At 65.4% G+C, this 15,198-nt stretch carries 8 protein-coding genes and 1 pseudogene; 3 read left to right on the top strand and 6 right to left on the bottom strand.

What is annotated here, in order from left to right; all coding sequences use genetic code 11:
- Window position 1: 1 nt before the first annotated feature.
- Window positions 2–172 carry a hypothetical protein gene (locus ABZ319_RS27740; RefSeq protein WP_354989440.1) on the bottom strand — a complete coding sequence of 57 codons (171 nt, stop codon included), beginning with the start codon at window positions 170–172 and terminating at the stop codon, window positions 2–4.
- A 651-nt stretch (window positions 173–823) separates the two neighbouring features.
- Window positions 824–1,186: a MerR family transcriptional regulator gene (locus tag ABZ319_RS27745; RefSeq protein WP_354989432.1), complete on the bottom strand. Its 363-nt coding sequence runs from the start codon at window positions 1,184–1,186 to the stop codon at window positions 824–826.
- A 65-nt stretch (window positions 1,187–1,251) separates the two neighbouring features.
- Between ABZ319_RS27745 and ABZ319_RS27750 the strand changes: the two genes are divergently transcribed.
- The gene (locus tag ABZ319_RS27750; protein WP_354989433.1) at window positions 1,252–2,475 is read left to right on the top strand and encodes an MFS transporter; all 1,224 of its coding nucleotides are present in this window, start codon (window positions 1,252–1,254) and stop codon (window positions 2,473–2,475) included.
- A 156-nt stretch (window positions 2,476–2,631) separates the two neighbouring features.
- On the opposite strand, the gene ABZ319_RS27755 is transcribed toward ABZ319_RS27750, so the two are convergent.
- On the bottom strand, window positions 2,632–4,026 hold the full coding sequence (locus ABZ319_RS27755; protein WP_354989434.1) for an MFS transporter: 1,395 nt from the start codon (window positions 4,024–4,026) through the stop codon (window positions 2,632–2,634).
- Window positions 4,027–4,236: 210 nt separating this feature from the next.
- Between ABZ319_RS27755 and ABZ319_RS27760 the strand changes: the two genes are divergently transcribed.
- Entirely contained in the window at window positions 4,237–6,492 is a 2,256-nt protein-coding gene (locus tag ABZ319_RS27760; protein ID WP_354989435.1) for a CocE/NonD family hydrolase, read from the top strand.
- Between the two features lie 80 nt (window positions 6,493–6,572).
- Here the strand turns inward: ABZ319_RS27760 and ABZ319_RS27765 are convergent, their stop codons facing one another.
- Window positions 6,573–7,652, bottom strand: coding sequence for an LLM class flavin-dependent oxidoreductase (locus ABZ319_RS27765; protein ID WP_354989436.1), 1,080 nt, complete (start codon window positions 7,650–7,652; stop codon window positions 6,573–6,575).
- A 395-nt stretch (window positions 7,653–8,047) separates the two neighbouring features.
- Between ABZ319_RS27765 and ABZ319_RS27770 the strand changes: the two are divergent.
- Window positions 8,048–9,357, top strand: a pseudogene (locus ABZ319_RS27770) (replication-relaxation family protein).
- Between the two features lie 210 nt (window positions 9,358–9,567).
- On the opposite strand, the gene ABZ319_RS27775 reads toward ABZ319_RS27770, so the two are convergent.
- The gene (locus ABZ319_RS27775; RefSeq protein ID WP_354989437.1) at window positions 9,568–12,735 is read right to left on the bottom strand and encodes a zinc-ribbon domain-containing protein; all 3,168 of its coding nucleotides are present in this window, start codon (window positions 12,733–12,735) and stop codon (window positions 9,568–9,570) included.
- Between the two features lie 708 nt (window positions 12,736–13,443).
- Window positions 13,444–14,997: a hypothetical protein gene (locus ABZ319_RS27780; RefSeq protein ID WP_354989438.1), complete on the bottom strand. Its 1,554-nt coding sequence runs from the start codon at window positions 14,995–14,997 to the stop codon at window positions 13,444–13,446.
- Between the last annotated feature and the right edge of the window lie 201 nt (window positions 14,998–15,198).

Here is a 15,198-nt window from a genome sequence, read left to right on the forward strand (position 1 = left end):
CTCAGTCCGCGGCCGGCGGCTCGGTCGGCTCGGGCCGGGGAGCGGGCGCGAGGCGGATCACGCCCGCGTCGAGGTCGAGCTCGACGCGCGGCTTGTGTGTCTGGCCGTCGGCGTCCTGGCCGCTCTCGTCGTTCAGCTTCTGGCCCGGAAACAGTTCACCCATGATGCCCACGCATCCACGATAGGCGCTCGCACGGAGTGCGCGCCGCGACCGAATCGGGACAGGCCGCCCGACCCGGGCGAATCAGCTGGTCGGGGGGTGGTCCGGGCATGGGCAACGGCCCGGAAGCTGCGGACCTCCGGGCCGTTTCGTACTCCGGGCGCCATGCACGTATCCAATGTCCCGCCGGCACCCGACCGGGTACACCCGCAATCGTGACCGAGCTCGAACGCCACGACTACCGACAATTCCCGACCGGCGTGCATTGGCGGTACACCCATGACGCCCGGAGCAGACCGGTGGAGAATCACGAGGAGCTTGCGAATCTCCGCCGGTCACAGCAAGTGTCGCGCGGTTGAACGCACAACGTCGACTCGACCGGACCAAGTGGCACTGCACGTCGCCCGATTGGCACTGCACGTCCGCCGCCGGGACGGGGAATGTGTACCCGCTCTCTCCTCTCGCCGCTGCGCCGGCCACGAGCTCGCACCATCCGGCGAGGGCGAGGCATGGCGGGCGCAGATGGCGGCGAGTTTCGGGTCCGCGGGCACGGCTATCACCGCGCGCCGGAGGTCATCGAGCAACTCCGCACGGTGAGGGGAACCCTCCGTCACGGTCGGTCAGGACGCGGCCCGGGGGTGCGATTCGCCCGGTTCGGGCCACTCAGATCTGGGCGCGCACGGCCTCGAGGTAGTCGGCGATCGCGTCGCGGTTGCGGGCGAGGCAGTCGATGCGGTGGGACATGCGGGCCAGTTCGGTCTCCAGGAGCTCGAGCATCTCGGGGGTGGCGTCGCCGAACACGATGGTGCGGGGCTTGTCGAGGCAGGGCAGGATCTGTTTGATGATGCGGGTGGGCAGCCCGGCGTCGAGCAGACCGCGGATCTGGACGACGCGGTCCACGAAGCGCTCGTCATAGCTGCGGTAGCCGTTGCCGCAGCGATCGGCGGCCAGCAGACCCTGCTCCTCGTAGTAACGCAGCAGGCGGCGGGAGGTTCCGGTTCGCTCGGCGAGCTCTCCGATGCGCATATGTCGTACCTCACAGGTGCTCCGGTTGACCTTCACATCAATGTGAAGGTTCGACCATACCGTTCATGACGACACCGAACACGTTCCCGCCCAGCGCATCCGCGCCGCCGGGACCGGTCACGAAGCTCGATGCCGGTGCGCTGCTGGCACTGGCCACGGCCGTATTCATCACCAGCCTCACCGAAACGCTACCGGCCGGAGTGCTGCCCGCGCTCAGCGGCGACCTGGGGGTCGGCGAATCCGCCGCCGGACAGTCGGTGACGATCTACGCGATCGGCACGGCGCTGACCGCCATTCCGCTGACCGCCGCCACCGCTCATTGGCGGCGCAAGAGATTGCTGCTGACCGCGATGGCGGGGTTCGCGGTCGCCAATACCGTTACGGCCCTGTCCTCCAACTACGGGCTGACCATGACCGCGCGATTTCTGGCCGGGGTGGCGGCGGGGCTGGCCTGGGCACTGATGGCCGGGTACGCGCGGCGGCTCGCCCCGGATCATCTGCAGGGCAAGGCGGTTGCCATCGCGATGGCCGGGATCCCGGTCGCGCTCTCGCTGGGCGTGCCCGCCGGTGCGTTCATCGGGCAGGCGGTCGGGTGGCGGGCGGCGTTCCTGTCGATGTCCGTGCTCACGGTCCTGCTGCTCGGCTGGATCCGGTTCGGGGTGCCCGATCGGCCCGGGCAGACCTCTGGCGAGCACACCCCGATCACGCGCGCCCTGACCGTTCCCGGCGTGCGCCCGGTGCTGTTCGTGACGCTGATATTCGTTCTGGCGCATACGATTCTGTACACCTACATCGCGGCGTTCCTGGCGCGCGCGGGGATGGAGGACGCCACCGGCGCGGTACTGCTGGCGTTCGGCGCCGCCTCCCTGGTGAGCATCTGGTTCGTCGGCGCGCACATCGACCGCCGGCTGCGCGCGCTGACCATCGCCAGCGTCCTGCTGGTCGCGGTAGCGGCGGGAATCCTTGCGGCACTGGCCCGCAACCCCGCACTCGTGTACTTCGCCGCGGTGCTGTGGGGTCTGGGCTGGGGCGGTCTGCCGACGCTGCTGCAGACGGCCGTCGCCGACGCGGGTGGCCCCGCTGCCGATTCCGCGCAGGCCATGCTCGTCACGCTCTGGAATGTGGCCATGGCACTGGGCGGGGTGGTGGGCGGGCTACTGCTCGGATGGTTCACCGCCGGCGCGCTGCCCTGGAGCGTACTGGCGCTGCTCGTGCCGGTGGCGGTCGCCGTCGGTGCGGCCCGGGCACACGGGTTTCCGGCCCGGCGCGGGGTGGCGGCTTCCCGGTGATCGATTCGGCGAGACGAGTTCGGGGCGGGACGGGCTCGGGGCGGGACGAGCTCGGGGCGGCGGGACGGGCTCGGGGCGGCGAGACGGGCTCGGGGCGACGGAATTGCACGGCACGGCAGAGGATCCGGCGCGGTGCGGCCGCCGCCCGCGCCGTGCCTAGCCCTCGAGGGCCGAATCGAGCCGTGGCGCTGCGGGTTCGGGCGTGCGGGTGCGGGCGAAGGCGCGCAGGGCGGGGAGCGAGACCAGCATCAGCAGGGCGGGGGCGACGGTGAATCCGAGCAGCATGCCCAGTTTCGCTCCGCCGGACTGGGCCACCGGGGCATCCCAGGTGGTCGCGGCGTATCCGGAGACCGCGAGCGCCACGGAGAACAGCCCTGGACCGATGGCCATGCCGGCCGTCTCGCCCGCGGTCCAGAGGCCGGTGAAAGTCCCCGCCTGCGTCTGTCCGGTGCGGTCGGCGTCCGCCAGGACGGTATCGGGCAGCAGCGCCAGCGACAGCAGTTGCAGTGCGGCGTAGCCGATTCCGAGGAGGGCTATCAGGATCAGCGCCGGAATCGGCCCGCCGAGGGCGATGCCCGGCAGCAACAGCAGCGCGCCGGCGGCGTAGCCGACGGTGGCGGCGACATAGCAGCGCAGCCTGCCGAAGCGGCGGGCGAGCCGCTCCCAGACCGGGATGGCCAGTGCGCTCGGGGCGACCAGGCAGATGAACAGGACCGAGGTCATGCCGTGCCCGCCGAGCCAGTAGGTGGCGATATACGGCGCGGCTGCCAACATGATGGCCACCGCGACGGCCTGGGTGATGTAAACGGTCAGCAGCGCGAAGAACGGCCGATTGCCCCGCGCCGAGCGCACCGCGGCGATCAACCTGAGCGACTGCCCCGGACTCGACCGCACCCAGCGGGTGCCCAGGGCCGCGGTGACCAGCGCGCCCAGCATCAGCACTCCGACCACCACCCCCATCACCACGTAGCCGCCGCGGCCACCACCTGCCGTGGCCGCCAACACCGGGGCTATCCCGCCGCCGAGCAGGATGCCGATGGTCAGGTAAATGACGCGACGCGCTGTCACCCGGGTCCTGGCGTCCGCGCCCGCCGCCATTTCCGCCGGCAGCCCGACATAGGGCACCTGGAACAGCGCGTAGGCGCTGGAGGCCAGGACGAAGACGACCGCGACCCATGCCGCACCGGCGGCCCCCGTGAACGGCGAGAGGAACATGGCCGTGAAGAGCACGGGCAGCGATATCGCGCCCCACAGCAGCAGCACGGTCCGGCGACCGGTGCGGACCGCCTCGCGATCACTGACCGCGCCGACGATGGGGTTGAAGATCACGTCCCAGAGCTTCGGAAGCGCGACTACGAGCCCCGCCAATCCCGCGGCCACGCCGAGCACATCGGTCAGGTAGTAGAGCAGCAGCAGGCCGGGGACCGTGGCGAACACCGCGGTGCCGACCGAGCCGACGCCGTAGGTGGTGAGCCTGCGACGGGTGAGAGGTTCGGTGAGATCCGGGCAGCTCAGCCCACCCGCGGGTGGGCTCGGCCGACGTTCGATCATCGTGCGGCTCCCACCGAAACGCGTCGAGCGCCCGGGTGGCGTCGACCGAGACCGAACTCTATGCCGGACGTGTGACCAACAGGCCGAGTTTCGCTCAGCTTGATTGTTTCGATTGCCTGAACAATTCGAAACAGCTTACGGCCCTGCGGATAAGAACCCGGCTGACCGAAAGCGACGCTTCCTGGTCAGTTGACCTTTACCGTGTGCACCGTGCGCCCCTATCGACGGCTGACCCCCCTGCTGGCACTGCTCCTCATCGCGCTGGGCGCCGTGCCCGCGGCGCACGCGGCACCCGATACCGGCACCGGGCAGGGCTCGGTGACCGCGGCGTACATCCGGGGAGCGACACCCGGTGCGGGGGTGGAACTCCTCGACGCGAACGAGCGAATCGTGGGGCGCGGCAGCGTGGATCGGCTCGGCTCGTTCCTGGTGCGGGATCTGCGGCCGGGCGACGGCTACCGGTTCCGGGTCGAGGGCGTGCGCGGCAACAGTTTTCGCGTGCTGGACGGGACCGCGCCACCGCAGTCGCAGTATGACGAGCAGCGGTTGCAGCCCGGGATGAACTATGTGCGCATGCGCGACGGCATCACGCTCGCGGCGTTCGTGCGGCTGCCGTTCGGGAAAACATTGGCGGACGGGCCTTTTCCCACCGTCGTCGAGTACTCCGGATATCAGACCGCGGCGCCGAATCCACTCGTGCTGGGCGCGGCCACCGGGTTGCTCAAGGCGCGCGATCCGCTGGCCCCGGCGAACGGCCTCGTGCTGGGGGCCGAGCTCGCCCCGGATATCGGATTCGCGTCGGTCAGCGTGCAGATGCGCGGCAGCGGATGCTCCGGCGGCGCGTACGACCTGTTCGACTACCCGACCGTGTACGACGGCTACGACATCGTGGAAACCGTTGCCGCCCAACCCTGGGTCGCGGGGCACAAGGTCGGCCTGGTCGGCATCTCGTACTCGGGCATCTCGCAGATCGCCGTCGCGGGCACCGAGCCGCCGAGCCTGGCCGCCATCGCGCCCATGAGCCTGACCGAGGATCTGCACTCCACCGGATTTCCGGGCGGCATCTTCAATACCGGCTTCGCCGACACCTGGCTCACCGAGCGGCAGGCCGATGCCACGCCGGGGCCGGACGGCGGGCAACCCTATGTGCGGCAGCTGATTCAGCGTGGTGATCAGGAATGCGCGGCGAATCAGTCACTGCGGCTGCAGACCCCGAGTCTGCGGCAGCTGGTGGCCGACAATCCCGAACGCAATCCCGAGGTGTTCGACCACCGCTCCCCCTCGACGTGGGCGCCGAAGGTGCGGGTGCCGGTCCTGTTGACCGGGGCGCTGCAGGACGAGCAGGTCGGCCCGCAGTGGACCCGCATCATCGACAGGTTCGACGCGAATCCCGACGTGTGGGTGCGGATGATCAATGGCGCGCACTTCGACTCGCTCGGGCCGCAGATCCTGAGTCAGTGGTGGGAGTTCCTGAATATCTTCGTGGCGGAACGGGTTCCGCCGCCGTCCCCGGCGCTGGAGGCGCTCAGTACCGTGATGTACGCGGCCATTACCCGGTCCCCTGCCGTTCGGGTCGACAGCACCCGGCTCGCGGGTTCGCCGTCGGTATCGGCCGCCAAGGCGGCGTTTGCGAACTCACCTCGGGTCGAGGTCTTCTATGACAATGGCGCCGGGGCCGCGGGAGCCGGCGGACTCGCTGCGCCTTGGTCGCTGGGATTGGACGGCTGGCCGTCGTCGCGGATCGTGCCCACCACTTGGCATCTGGGTGCGGGCGGCGCTCTGTCGACCGAGCCCGGGGCGGTGGAGAGCATCTCGTTCCGGCCCGATCCGGCGGCTCGCCCGGCCGGGACGCTGGATGTGGTCGGTCCGTCGGATATTCCCTGGCAGCCGATTCCGCCGTACAACTGGACACCGCTGCCCGGCGACGCCGGAATCGGTTTCACCTCACCGGTACTGGACCACGACGTGGTGACGGCCGGGCCCGCCAGTCTTGATCTCCAGCTGTCCAGCACCGCGCCGGTCACCGATCTCCAGGCGACCGTCACCGAGGTGCGCCCGGACGGACGCGAGACCTATGTCGCCTCCGGCTACCTCCGGTCGTCCTACCGCGCCGTGGACGCGAATGCGACCGAGCTGCAACCGATCCGGTCCTATCGCAACCCGGCGGACCTGTCACCCGGATTCAACGGGGCGCGTATCTCGATCGACCCGATGGCGCACGCGTTCCGCGCCGGCTCCCGCATTCGCGTCACCCTCACCGCGCCGGGCGGTGACCGCACGTCGTGGCGATTCGACACCCCCGCCACGAACGGACTCGTCGTGGACACGATTCAGCTCGGGGCGGGCGGCTCGGCCCTCGTGCTGCCGGTGATCTCCGGGGCCGTGGCCGGCGCGCCGCTGCCCGCCTGCGACGGGTTGCGCGGTCAGCCGTGCCGGGCGTACGCGCCCGCGTTCAACGGCGGCTGACCATCGCGAAAGTCCTTCCGCCGGTTACTTCTCGACCGGCGGAAGGACAACAGATACGCCTGCTCGATGTGCTCGGCCGGCTACTTCTTGACCAGCGGCAGTACGCCCTCGCCGAACCAGTACGCCTCCTCGATGTGCGGCTGGCCGGAGAGGATGAAGTGGTCGACCCCGACGGCGCGGTACTGCTCGATGAGGTCGGCGACCTCGGAGTGACTGCCGACCAGGGCGGTGCCCGCGCCCGGGCGCACCAGGCCGTAGCCGGCCCACAGCCCCGGATACACCTCGAGGCTGTCCCGGTCGGCGTTCAGCTCCAGCTGCCTGCGCTGCCCCTCGGACTCGCCCTGCTTCAGCCGGGCCCGGGCCAGTTCGATGATCGCCGGGTCCATGCGGGACAGCAGGTTTCGCGCCTCGGCCCAAGCCTGCTCGTGGGTGTCGCGGGTGATCACGTGCGCCCGGATGCCGAAAGACAGTTTCCGGCCGTACTTCTCGGCGCGGGCGCGCACATCTTCGATCAACGCGCCCACCGCGGCGGGCGGCTCGGTCCAGGTGAGATAGGTGTCGACGTTCTTGGCGGCGACTTCTCTGGCCGCGTCGCTCGCCCCGCCGAAGAAGACCTCCGGCACCGGTGAGGGCGCGGGCAGCACCATGGTTCCGGTCACGTCGTAGTACTCGCCCTTGAAGTCGCTCGGCTGCCCGACCCACGCCTTCCGCACGACCTGGATGAATTCGTCGGTCCGCGCATACCGCTCGGCCTTGGAGAGGTAGTCCCCGAACCGCGCCTGCTCCTCCGCGTCGCCCCCGGTCACGACGTTCAAAGCGATTCGCCCGCCGGACAATTGCGCGAACGTGGCCGCCTGCTGGGCGGCGAGGGTCGGGGTGATCAACCCCGGCCGGAAGGCAACCAGAAACTTGAGCCGCGAGGTCTGCGGAATCAACGCCGCGGTGGTGATCCAGGCGTCCGCGCACCAGGTCCCCGTAGGCGTCAAAACGGCTTCGAACCCCAGCTGCTCGGCGGTCTTGGCCACCAATGTCAGGTACTCCAGGCTCGGCGGCCGATGCGCAGACGCGGTCCCGATAACCCCCGCCGACTGCAAAGCCCCGATCACTTCCCGCCCGTCCCCCGAGGTCGGCAGATACCAATGGAAGTGCGGATCACCCATACGACAAACTCCTTCGTGACCGGGCCGGCGGAACTCGGTCCGGCCGCAGCCCTTCAGGGTTCCACGCGGCGCGGGGTCCCCGAAGGGTTACGGCGGAGCTGATCGGAATTGATTTGGGCGCGCGACCAGATTGTTCATCGGCTCCCGAGACTTCCGGAAAACTGCCGGGCAGCGCGAGTGCGCGGAACGGATCAGACGGTCAGTCGCCGCCCCGAACCGCCGATAGCGGGTACGACATGAGCCGATCCGAGCGCCGGCAGATGCCTACGACATAAGAAAAAGGTCAGGCCTGGCGGAACCCGGGGCCTGACCTTTGGAGTGGAGCTGACGGACCAGCATACGAACCGGGCGGTGCTGGTCGACGGGCTGTGGGTGCCCGGCCGGTCGCGGCGGTGATGCCCGATGATCGGCGACGACGAACACAGGCTGCGTTTGGGTCGGCGGATGGCAGCGCGGATAGGTCGGCGTCTGCTCGGCGTCCTATAACCGCCACCTCAAACGCCGAACACGGCATTGGCATCCGCGCCGCTCAACACCACAATCCGAGGGCGGGGTCGAAATCCCGACTCAGTATCAATACTGAGGGTTCATCACGTGAGGGGCGGCGGCGCGGTCGTGGCGTGCGCCGCGGCGGGCATCCCGACGCCGGTCCCTGGTTCCGACTACTCGATCGTGACCGTCGTCTTCTCTACCTTTTGGCCGAGCACAAGGTGTTGACGACCGACCAGATCGCGGCGCTGGATTTCACCTCGATCCGCCGCGCCCAAGACCGAATACGCAAGCTGCGCGAGAAGGCATGTTGTTCGCCTTCCGCGAGTCCCTCTACGGCGGCGACACCAGCCAAACACGCCATGCTCTCGGCTACTCCGGCGCACGCATGATCGCCGCGGCGCGCGCCGAGAAGCCGCCGACCCCGGCCGCGCACGCAGTGATGCTCGAACGACTAGAGTGCTCGCCGACCCTCGAGCACCGCTTGGGTGTCAACGGTTTCTTCGCCGCGCTGGCCGCGCACCGCAACCCTGCCCGTTACCCCGATACTGCGGATGTGGAGCGGTTGACGCAGTGGTGGTCGGAACGTCAATGCACCGACCAATTCTGGACCTCACCGATCGAGCCCACCCCGATCCGCCCGGACGGGTACGGCTGCTGGGAAGAAAACGGACGCACGGTGCGGTTCTTCCTCGAACACGACACCGGCACCGAAACCCTGGCCACCGTCGCCGCCGAACTCTCCGACTACCAGAACTTTCCACCGACAGATTCGGAATCCTGCTCTTCTCGCTGCACTCCAGCCCGCCGCGAAACCGAGCTACACACCGCCCTACGCCACACCCTCACCAAACGCGATCCGGACCTGGTGATCGCGACCACCGCCCGCGACCTCACCCACCCCGACGGCCCCGCAGGCCCGGTCTGGGCATTGCTGACCGCCACCAATAGTGACATCGCGACCGAACGGCTCCGGCTAGTCGAGCTACCCGAACGCGGCCCACGCATCTCCCACCACGCCAGCACCGGCCAGCCCTACAACGAAGCCGCCTTCGACCATGACGACCCGACCATCCGCGACCGGTTCCTCACCAATCAGCCACAGCCCACCAGCCCGTATCCAGCTGCGGCCATGCACCTTCACGACGAGACAGCCTCCACAGACGACGACATCATCATCGACCTCGACCTCGACCTCGACGATAAAGAGTCCTGAGAGCGGTAGTCGATGAACTCCTGATGCCGGACGGCACGTCGGATTTATTGGCATCGGCCCGTACCGATTATAAGACGTTCAGGGCGCCCGCAGCACTTGAGCCAGACTCACACGGTGAGCCTGTTTATGGTTCGCTTCATTCAGTTCCTTTATTGTATACCGTGAAATTTCGATCACGCGAGCATGTTCGAAGATTGACCCCTAGATCCGTCACATCAAAGTCTTACATGCTGGGCAGAGGAAGACCTGACGAATTCTGTTTGTTGGTCTAGCTTTCCATTCGTGCCCACAGTCGCCGCAAAGCCACCAGTAGTCGTTGCTGGAACCGGCGTTGATCCCATCTGGTGTAAGGCCGTCATTGCGCGTTGGATGCCATTGTGCCGCGATTTCAGGCACCTTCTCAGTAAGTGAGTTTCCTCGTTTAGCCGATCTGAGCTTGGCCCCAGTTCTCTTCGCACCGCACGGCTTGCACGCTGGGTTACCGGGTGTAGCTTGCCATTCGTGGGCGCAAACTGGGCACTGCCACCAAACCCGAGTGTGACTGTTCGGCGTAAGGCAGAGTGGATCGATGTTCTTATTCTTGCCTCTGTGCCAAAGGTTCTCTATTAGTTCTGGTTTAAGGTCCGCGAGGGAAGCACCCAGTTCGGGCGTCGACCTACGGAGACTTGTTTGCCGTCCAGCGCACTTCTGACAACCATGACCCTCGCGGGCACGTGACCTGATGAGAGCTTTCCAGCTGTTGTTACAAGCACCGCATCGCCACCACACTCGCTCGGAACTGCTGGCTTTGAGATCGTAAGGCGAGAGTGTTCCATTGAGTTCGTGATCCCATTCACCGGCTAGCACGGCATGGGTATCCAGCAGGGACTGCCCCGGCCCCGGGGTGCGAGTGCGTTTGCCGCGTTCTTTGGACGAGCATGCTCGACACCCAGACCCTGTGGCCGTTCGACCCGCAATGGACCGTCGCCATGAACGCCCGCACCGCTCGCACAGCCACCATACAGCTGCGACGCTACCGGGTTGAAAGTTGGTGGGGGCAAGATCCTTATTCCTGGTTGGGTGCCACTGAACGGCGAGTTCGGGGTATAGATCGGCAAACGACTGTCCGGGCCGCGGAGTGCTCCGTGCAACGCCACGGATGCGGGCCGCACATGGGCGACACCCTGGCTTCTTGGGGGTCGCCTGCCACCGGTGACCGCATTCAGGGCAACGCCACCAGAATTGCATGGATGTCGAGGGCTTAACATCGAAAAGTGTACTGGAGCCGTTTCGGATTGGATCGAAAATATCGAGAAGTCGAGGATTTGCGTCCGCTGCCGATTGACCGGGTTTGGGCACGCGGCTTACGGCCGAACGTTTTGCGCAAGCACATCGCGGACAAGAGGTTCCGTCGGATGTTCGATGCTTCACCGAAGTTATCCATTCGTAGGCGCATCTCGTGCATATCCACCATGTACGAGATTTGCTACCTGGGTTGGTGAATTCTGGTCGCCTGTCTCCGTTCTCGGTGGGATGCCACTCGGTCGCGATACTCGGAAACAGGGCGGCGAGACTTCGCGTGTGATGTCGATATATCACCGCATCAGCGTCGGCGGTGCCCCAAAGATCGAGATCCTGGCGATAGTCATCGAGAAAAATAGGATGAAAGCCCAGCGATTCTATCTTGGCGAGAACCCTGAGCGCCGCTTCTTTTGCATCAGCATTACCACCCACAACGACATCGTTTAACGTAAGCAGGGTCAATGGAGCGCTCCTGACTCGGATGACCGTCCAACCAGCAGCAACGAGCGCATTCGTCTGCCTTAAGTCGCACTGCTTGGCCTCTGATCCCGCGTGGTACAGGCTTCCGTCGAATTCGACTACAATCTTCCACTCGGGCATGACGATGTCAGCGTTGACCGGCGCTCGGCCATCCACCTGGATTCGTGGATGATCGTGATCAACGGGGCAGCCTGCCGCGGCGAGTTCGTAGCGAAGTCGGATTTCTTGTTCCGAGGTGCCCCACATGGTGCACTTGGGGCACCCCGTGCCACCCTTCGACGTTCGGTTGGAAATCGATGCTTGCCATACATGGCCTTGCGCTTCGCATTTCCACCAGATCTTCGCTGCGCTGCCAGCTGTATATTCATGAAGCGTCCGCCCAGTATTCTTGGTCGGGTGGAACTGGGCCACCAATTGGGGATAAAGTTGTGCCACCGACCGACCTGGTCGAGGAAGGTGAACGCACTGTGGGCACCCGGTCTTCATTGGGCCGGTTCGCGTGTAGACCCGCGCTCGCCATCGGTGACCTTTGGCCATACATATCCACCATGCATTGATATCGCTACCGGTCATCAGCTCCTCGGGTCGGCGTTCATTCCGTTCGCTGTCCCACTCGGCGACGAGCTCGGGGAACTGCTCGGCGAGTGATTGGCCGGGCTTGGGTATGTCTCGGAGCGGGATGCGCGTCCGATAGCTGCACGGCCAGCACCCGGTTCCTGCACTTGTACGCGACGCTGGGGTGGCCTCCCATTCGTGGTGACAGGTTGAGCACCTCCACCAGACCTTCTTCCGCGATGAGCCGGCCCTAATCCTGTCCGGCGTGAGATCACCGTTCTTGGTTGGGTGCCACTCGACAACCACTTGGGAAGGATGCTCTGCTAACGACTCTCCGATCGATGGCAAGTTTGCTTTGATACGGCTACATCTCGGGCACCCGGTCTTCTTTCCGGTTGTTCTGTTGGCAACGGAGGTTTTCCATTCATATCCACATGCGGGGTCGTTGCAGAGCCACCACGCACGTGTTCCGCTGCTGACCGTGACTGCCCCAGGCAGTAGTGGGGCATTCTTGGTGGGGTGCCATTGAGCGGCTACGGCAGGCCGAAGGTCGAGGAGCGATTGTCCTTCCGCAGGTCGGCGAAGATTCTCGCCCATTTGCCTCCAAGAACAAGGCGGACATCCGCTGTATGGCGGCGAGGTACGAATTCGAGGTGCCATCTCCCATTCGTTTCCACAGCTCGTGCAGAGCCACCAGATCTTTTTGTGCAGGCTCGGCCGGATCGTCGCTGCAGACGTCGCTATGTTCTTGGTCGGGTGTACCTGTGATGCGATTTCAGGAAATCTATCGAGAAGTGATTCACCAGGTTTCGCGACGTTTATCGCTGCGGTCCGTCGCGCCGTCGCACATGAGCGACAACCATGTGAATTATTGGCGGTTCGGTTGTTAACGATGGATTCGAACTCGGCGCCACACTCGGAGCAGAGCCACCACACCGTTCGGTTGCTGCCAGGACGTAGGTCTGCGGATGTCAAGTCGCTGTTCCGATGTGGATGCCACTCGCGGGCTTGCTCGGGAAACAGGTCCGCAAGCGATTCTCCGGGTTTGGGCGCTCCTCGCATCCTTGCCTGCTCCTGTCTCCCTCATCCGATGTGTGCACCGCAGGCTACTGCTATCCACTGACATACTCGGGCGACCTTGGCTTGCACGCCGGTTCCGGTCCGAACGCGCAGTGAGGCCGAATAGCGCGCGGTTCGAAACGGTCACGGAGCGCCGAGGATGGTCCTCACCTGGGAGCGTTCATTATCGAGCGATGGCGGATGAGGTTCCACCCGATGAGTCGTTTCGGTTACCGGTTGAGGACGGATTCACGCTTACGGCCCGTAGGACCGCAATCGTGGGATACGTCGAGTCAGGCACTGAGAGCGTGGGTGATCGGCTCAGCGTGGTCCACGCTGATGGCCGGCCCGGTCCGTCGGACACGTGCGTGGGAGTAGATATGCCGTGCAGGGTCGGACAGTGCCACGACGAGTCGGCACCTATCAGGCTCATCTTCCGTGAGCTTCGAAAGGCAGACTTTGAGCCTAGTGACATCGTCGTTCGCGAGACCGAACGCTCGTAGTCGACGGCCTCCGAACGCACGAAAATGCCGCACGCCCCACGCCGCGCCTAGCAAATCGGCTAGATCGATGTGGCGGCAGGTCAAATATGGGTATCCATCTGACGGTCCTCAACTGCGGATTGTTTTTGGAGCGTTGCCTATCCGAACCAGCATTCGAGCTTGCCTAGCTGCCCCTTCAGATGGATCGTCAGGCCACCAGCAAGTGACGTCATGATGTCAAATCCCTGTCACTCGCAAGGCCGATTAACAGACGCACATCTCTGGGCTTGTACGGCGCGCCGCCCGGCTTCACTCCGATGATGTTCTCGGACAGGACATCTTCCTTGTCAGTGATCGATTCCCGAGCAACGATCAGACACAGCCGGTCGATGAACTCCAAGGTCGTTCGGACCGCGGTGTCCATCAATGCGCCCAGGTCTGCGAGCACAACCGACCCGAACGGTCGTGCGCCCCAGTACTCCAATCCGCCGCCCTCCGTCGTCTTGAGGATGTCCACAGCGTCCTGCGGCACAACGATGTCCAGTCTGCCGACGTTAACGCGGACGAACGCCTGCGGATCGGCGGTGACCGAACCGACAGCCTGGAGCGCGATGCTGTGGATCGTATTGCGCAGACGGAATATTCCAGCCAGGTAGCCCTGCACGCGGTCGAGGTCGTTGATGCCCTCGACACCCACGTAGGCAGCTCGGAACTTGTTCCGATACCAATCCTCGGCGTGAAATTTCGCGTTGCGCTCCGACCCCTGCAATCGAAGTGCCTTGTGCAACGACCGAGCGATGACATCCACTGCGCCGCAAAGCGACACGAGCACCCGGTCGAGCGCGTCGGCTCCATCGTCTGCGACATCGGTGGTTTGAATGGCACCGATCGAAGCGATCAGATCGTCGCGGGCCTTCAACGCACGCAGGAGCCGGCCGACCAAAGCATCGGCCTCGGCCAGATACACAGCGGAGGCACCCAGGTCCTGCATAGCGGCACGCTGTACCTTGCCCAGCCAGTGCCGAACACCGGGAGCGACGACACTCACCGCTTCCTGATAGAAGTCCTTACGGCTCATCACCACTCGGCTGTGTGGGTTGATGATGTATTGGTGCTGACGCCTGAGGTAGTGCGCGATGATGGGCACCGCCGTCAACCGGCTGACGACGTTGGCGCGATCGTTTGGCGGCAGATCGACACGACCTGTTGTGACCGTTTCCGAGATCACCAGATCGAACTCGATCGCGCGCGCGATCTCCGACAGCATCACCGCCCGCTCGACATCCTCCTGCGTCATACCGGCTTTCGCCTCGCCGTCCAGGTTGGCAAACGCCTGGAGCGCGTCGACCATCGCCTTGTCCGGACGAACTGATCCGTGCCATCGCATCGTGGAACTGCCGTCGTAGTGTCGCCGCTCTCCCTCGATGGTCACAGCAAATTCTCGACCAGGGTAGGCGGACCTGCCTTTTTGGGTTGTCGTTTCTCGCACCTGCACGAAGCCTTTCCGCGCCGGGTGGGTACGTCCTCCCAACTCAGGCTTGCGCGCCTCGCTCATCTCGACGCTGAGCACGTCGAGGTTGTCATACTTCAACAGCCCCATGAGCAGTGCCTCGACGTCCCCGCTAGACCCTGAGCCCATCGCTTCGACATCGATGAGCACACGCAGTTTCCGCGGGCTCGGTCGCAACCCGAACAGATCTCCCGCGTCCTTAGCTGCCGATGCATTGTCCCGCTGCGCTCGACGAAACGGCTCGTCGTGGGTCAGCTCACGAAACAGTTCCACTACGCATCTCCTTCACCTATGCACGAGAACACGTTACGATCGTCCGCCGACATTTCCCCACATGCGGCGCGGCGAGGCGCGACCACCGAGCGCCCACGCCGCCCAGGTCGCCGTTACCGGTCCCGATCGCGTAGTCCCACCTTCCGCATCCCCCAACCCGAAAACGACATTGGGGCTGGTACCGCTTCCGCGGTACCAGCC

It is taken from the genome of Nocardia sp. NPDC005978, assembly GCF_040614455.1.
GTDB lineage: Bacteria > Actinomycetota > Actinomycetes > Mycobacteriales > Mycobacteriaceae > Nocardia.

What these genes read in the sequence shown, in the direction of transcription:
- ABZ319_RS27745 (WP_354989432.1), bottom strand. Translation starts at nt 1,186, where the DNA reads ATGCGCATCGGAGAGCTCGCCGAGCGAACCGGAACCTCCCGCCGCCTG.
- ABZ319_RS27750 (WP_354989433.1), top strand. Translation starts at nt 1,252, where the DNA reads ATGACGACACCGAACACGTTCCCGCCCAGCGCATCCGCGCCGCCGGGA.
- ABZ319_RS27755 (WP_354989434.1), bottom strand. Translation starts at nt 4,026, where the DNA reads ATGATCGAACGTCGGCCGAGCCCACCCGCGGGTGGGCTGAGCTGCCCG.
- ABZ319_RS27765 (WP_354989436.1), bottom strand. Translation starts at nt 7,652, where the DNA reads ATGGGTGATCCGCACTTCCATTGGTATCTGCCGACCTCGGGGGACGGG.
- ABZ319_RS27775 (WP_354989437.1), bottom strand. Translation starts at nt 12,735, where the DNA reads ATGCGAGGAGCGCCCAAACCCGGAGAATCGCTTGCGGACCTGTTTCCC.